The organism is Streptomyces sp. NPDC002690, assembly GCF_053592415.1.
Genome location: NZ_JBSFVR010000529.1, coordinates 1 through 3,641, shown reverse-complemented (window position 1 = coordinate 3,641; position 3,641 = coordinate 1). Strand labels below are relative to the sequence as shown.

Sequence of the window (3,641 nt, the reverse complement as noted above, 5' to 3'; positions counted from 1 at the left end):
CTGGGCGCCGCGCGCGAAGGCGCCGGCGAGGCCGGGCGAGGACGGGCGCATGTCGTGACCGATGACGATCGCGTCCGCGTCGGCGTCGGAAGAGAGGAACAGCGGCTGACCGCGTCAGGACGACAGGGTCCAGCGCTGGTTGCTGCCGTTCGAGCAGGTGTAGAGCTGGAGCTGGGTGCCGTTGGCGGTGCCTGTGCCCACGGCGTCGAGGCAGAGTCCGGACTGGACGCCGACTATCGATCCGTCGGAGTTGACGCGCCACTTCTGGTTGTCGGCGCCCCAGCAGCCGTAGATCTGGATCTTGGCGCCATTGCCGCTGCCGGCCGCGTCGAGGCACTTGTTGCCGTAGACCCGCAGCTCACCGGCGGAGGTGCGCTCCCACTGCTGGTTGCCGGCGCTGTGGCAGTCGTACAGCTGGACCGCTGTGCCGTCCGCGGTGGCGGAGTTGGGTACGTCCACGCAGCGGCCAGAGCCGACGCCCTTGAGCTGTCCGCTCTGGCCGCCACCGTCTCCACCGCCGTCTCCACCGCCGTCTCCATCGCCGGACGAGCCGCTGTTGAGAGCGTTGAGGACGGCGCTGTACGCGGACTTCTTACTGCTGTCGTTGTTGAACAGCAGCGGCGTGTCCCCCGATCGCCAGGAGTCGGAGTCACGCACGCCCCAGACGGTGATGCCGAGGCAACGCGAGACGGCCAGGCAGTCGTTGACCACGTTGGCGTAGGTCGTGGCCGAGGCGCCCTGTATGTCGAGTTCGGTGATGGCCACGTCGACGCCGAGGGCGGCGAAGTTCTGCAGGGTGGTGCGGAAGTTGCCGTCGTAGGGGCTGCCGCTGTTGAAGTGCGACTGGAAGCCCACGCAGTCGATCGGCACGCCGCGCGACTTGAAGTCCTTGACCATGTTGTACACGCCCTGGGTCTTGGCCCAGTTCCAGTTCTCGATGTTGTAGTCGTTGTAGCAGAGCTTGGCGGACGGGTCGGCGGCGCGCGCGGTGCGGAACGCGGACTCGATCCAGTCGTTGCCGGTGCGCTGCAGGTTGGAGTCTCGGCGGCCACCCGAATTGCCGTCGGCGAAAGCCTCGTTCACGACGTCCCACTGCGCGATCTTGCCCTTGTAGTGGGCCATCACGCCGTCGATGTGGTCGGTCATCGCCTGGCGGAGCGAGCTGCCGCTCAGGCTCTGCATCCAGCCGGGCTGCTGGGAGTGCCAGGCCAGGGTGTGACCACGCACCTGTTTGCCGTTCTGCACGGCCCAGTTGTAGACGCGGTCGCCGTTGGTGAAGTTGAACTGCCCCCGCTGCGGCTCGGTGGCGTCGATCTTCATCTCGTTCTCGGCCGTCACCATGTTGAACTCACGGGACGCGATCGAGGTGTACGCCGAGTCGCCGAGTTTGCCCGAGGCGACGGCAGTACCGAAATAGCGGCCGCTCTGCGCCGCCGCGGCGCCGAGCGTGGTCTCGGCGGCGTGCGCGTTCGTCGGTGCGACCAGTGCGGCGGACGCACCCAGGGCGCCGACGAGCAGCGTCGGCAGCAGAGCGCGGAGCGGGCGGCTCAGAGCAGATCTCGGGCTCGGAGCAGATCTCGGAAGGGCGTAGGAGTCCATGGGCATGCCTCCAAAACAGGAGTCGCGGAATGGCTGAATCGCGGGGCGGCGTCGTCGCCCTCGTGCGGTCGACGGACGACGGCCGGAGTGCGCGGATCCGTCGTGCGGCTCTGCGCGGATCCACCGGTCGGCAGCGACCGTCCGGAGCCGACGCGGCGGGGCGTCCCGAACCACGTCGGGTGTCCCAGACACGGATGATCGAGGCGTTGACGGTGGATCGTCAATACTTCGCGCACAGATTGTGGGCGCTAACATTTGCGAAACTTTTCAAGCGCAGGTGAACCCACCCGTGAGCCGTCCCGGCGGCTACCGACAGCCGAACGACCCCGCCAACTGGCTTGCATCGCAAGGCTTGCACCCGCATCAAGTACGTTCCGAGCCGGCCGGATCGCAACCAGATCTGCCGTATACCTTGACTGCGAGCGTTCACATTCCTAGCTTGTGGCGCCATGAGAACAGTAGTTTTTTCGAAACTTTCCGAGAAAACAACGTTCTCCCTGCATCCCGTGCCATGGCCCGCCGGGGCACCTCGCCCCGCTCCCTCCCAGGAGGTCCTTCGATGTGGTTCCGCCATGCGTTCCCGGTCCGTCCGGAGCGCCTGCTCGCTCTCCTCGCACCCTTGTTGCTCGTGGCCGGCTTCCTAGGGGCCCAGCCGGCCGCCGCGGCGACCGTCGATTCCGGCGCCTCCTACGTACTGGTCAACCGGAACAGCGGTAAGGCCCTGGACGTCTACAACCTGGCGACCGGGGACGGCGCCCGCATCACCCAGTGGACCCGGAACGATCAGAACCAGCAGCAGTGGCAGTTCATCGATTCCGGGGACGGCTACTACCGGATCAAGTCCGTCCACTCGGCCAAGGTGCTGGACGTCTACGACTGGTCCACCGCGAACGGCGGATCGATCGTCCAGTGGACCGACCTCAACGCCACCAACCAGCAGTGGAAGCTGGCCGACAGCTCGGACGGCTACGTCAGGTTCATCTCACGGCACAGCAACAAGGCTCTCGAAGTGCAGGGTGCCTCCACCGCCGACAACGCGAACGTCGTCCAGTACGACGACTGGGGCGGCACCAACCAGCAGTGGAAGCTGGTCAAGGTCGGCAGCGGCGGCGGGACCTCCGGCACGTGCGAGCTTCCGTCGTCCTACCGCTGGGCGTCGACGGGCGCGCTGGCGCAGCCCAAGCAGGGATGGGCTTCGCTCAAGGACTTCACGGTCGTCCCGTACAACGGCAAGCAGCTCGTCTACGCGACGACGCACGACACAGGGTCGAGTTGGGGTTCGATGAACTTCGGCCTGTTCACCAACTGGTCGGAGATGGCATCGGCCGGCCAGAACACGATGTCGTCGGCGACCGTCGCACCCACGCTCTTCTACTTCGCGCCGAAGAACATCTGGGTGCTCACCTACCAGTGGGGCGGGACCGCCTTCTCCTACCGGACGTCGAGCGACCCCACGAACCCGAACGGCTGGTCCGCACCGCAGGTGCTCTTCTCCGGGAGCATCAGCGACTCCGGAACCGGACCCATCGACCAGACCGTCATCGGTGACGGGACGAACATGTACCTGTTCTTCGCCGGTGACAACGGCAAGATCTACCGGGCGAGCATGCCGATCGGGAACTTCCCCGGCAGCTTCGGGGCGTCCTCCACCGTGGTCATGAGCGATACGACGAACAACCTCTTCGAAGCCCCGCAGGTCTACAAACTGCAGGGCCAGAACCGGTACCTCATGATCGTCGAGGCCATCGGTTCGCAGGGCCGCTACTTCCGCTCGTTCACGGCCACCAGTCTGAACGGGTCGTGGACGCCCCAGGCCGCGACCGAGAGCAACCCGTTCGCCGGCAAGGCCAACAGTGGCGCCACCTGGACCAACGACATCAGCCACGGCGAACTGATCCGCACCGGCGCCGATCAGACCATGACCGTCGATCCCTGCAACCTGCAGCTGGCGAGCGAGCCGAGCAACCGATAGGCGATGTTGAGGAGTTGGCGCCGTTCTCCGGCGACCTCGTCGGCGCGCGTACCCGCCGTACCCATCCCGG

General features: G+C 66.4%; 2 protein-coding genes and 1 pseudogene. 1 reads left to right on the top strand and 2 read right to left on the bottom strand.

Annotation, left to right across the window (positions count from 1 at the left end):
* Positions 1–114 precede the first annotated feature (114 nt).
* A complete protein-coding gene (locus ACWD3D_RS34615; protein WP_451464655.1) occupies positions 115–1,599 on the bottom strand; it encodes an endo-1,4-beta-xylanase in 1,485 nt (494 codons plus the stop codon).
* Between the two features lie 559 nt (positions 1,600–2,158).
* Between ACWD3D_RS34615 and ACWD3D_RS34610 the strand changes: the two genes are divergently transcribed.
* Entirely contained in the window at positions 2,159–3,571 is a 1,413-nt protein-coding gene (locus tag ACWD3D_RS34610) for a non-reducing end alpha-L-arabinofuranosidase family hydrolase (protein ID WP_451464654.1), read from the top strand.
* Here the strand turns inward: ACWD3D_RS34610 and ACWD3D_RS34605 are convergent.
* Positions 3,547–3,636 (bottom strand): annotated as a pseudogene (locus ACWD3D_RS34605) (RNA polymerase subunit sigma-24); the annotation flags it as partial. The gene ACWD3D_RS34610 and the pseudogene ACWD3D_RS34605 sit on opposite strands and share 25 nt — an antisense overlap.
* Between the last annotated feature and the right edge of the window lie 5 nt (positions 3,637–3,641).